Origin of the sequence: Sphaerisporangium melleum, assembly GCF_014646695.1 — a bacterium.
GTDB lineage: Bacteria > Actinomycetota > Actinomycetes > Streptosporangiales > Streptosporangiaceae > Sphaerisporangium > Sphaerisporangium melleum.
Map to the genome: position 1 here is coordinate 1 of NZ_BMNT01000112.1, position 941 is coordinate 941.

The 941-nt window shown below is 73.5% G+C and carries 2 protein-coding genes; both read right to left on the reverse strand.

The window, feature by feature from the left end; all coding sequences use genetic code 11:
- Window positions 1–474 (reverse strand): sugar phosphate isomerase/epimerase family protein (locus IEY93_RS37325; protein ID WP_189167870.1); only part of this gene is annotated, 474 nt, incomplete at its 3' end.
- A partial coding sequence (locus IEY93_RS37330) for a DUF993 family protein (RefSeq protein ID WP_189167871.1) occupies window positions 471–941 on the reverse strand: 471 nt, incomplete at its 5' end. The genes IEY93_RS37325 and IEY93_RS37330, both read right to left, overlap by 4 nt.

Consider the following 941-nt stretch of genomic DNA (forward strand, 5'->3'; position numbering starts at 1 on the left):
CACGGCACGGTCGGCGCAGTACATGGGGTGCAGCGGCTCCAGCGCGAGCCGCACACCACGATCGGCCGCGTAGGGGACCAGAGCGGTGAGCCCGTCGGCCACCCGAGCCCGTGCGTCGGCGAGATCCCTGCTGAAGCCGGGCCCGCGCGCGCCGCCGGGCGCCACTCCGGGCAGGCCGCCGACCACCAGCACCAGGCAGGCGGCGCCGAGGGTGGCGGCCTCGTCGATCGCCGCGCGGTTGTCGCCGAGACCGCGATCGGGGCCGGTCAGGAAGCCGCCCCGGCACAGCGAGGAGACGCGCAGTCCCGCGTCGGTGACCAGTTTCGCGGTCGCCGCCAGGCCCTGCTTGGCCACCGCTTCCCGCCACAGCCCGATGGCGGGGATGCCGTGCCGGACGCATCCGTCGACGGCCTCGCGTACCGACCAGCACCGGGTCGTCCACTGGTTGAGCGAGAGCCGCTCGATCACCGTCACTGGGTCACCCCGGCGGTGGCGAGCAGCGCGCGCATGCGTGCGGCGGCCAGGCCGGGGTCGGGCAGCAGCCCGGCCTGGTCGGCAAGACGGAACACCTCGGCCAGGTGGAGGATCGACCGGGCGCTGTGCGCGCCGTTCACCATGACGAACGCGTCCTGGTGCCCGGCGAGCCAGGCCAGCAGGACGATGCCGGTCTTGTAGTGGTAGGTCGGCGCCTGGAAGATCTTCCGGGCGAGCGGCACGGTCGGCGCCAGGACGGAGGCGAACCGCTCGTGGTCTCCGGCGTCGAGCGCGTGCAGGGCGGCCGCCGCGGCGGGGGCGATCGCATCGAAGATCCCCAGCAGCGCGTGGCTGCCACCCGCGATCAGCTCCGGATAGTTGAAGTCGTCACCGGTGTAGAGCCGCACGCCGTCCGGGAGCCGTTCACGCAGGTGCACCTCGTGCTCGGCGTCGAGCAGTGACACCTT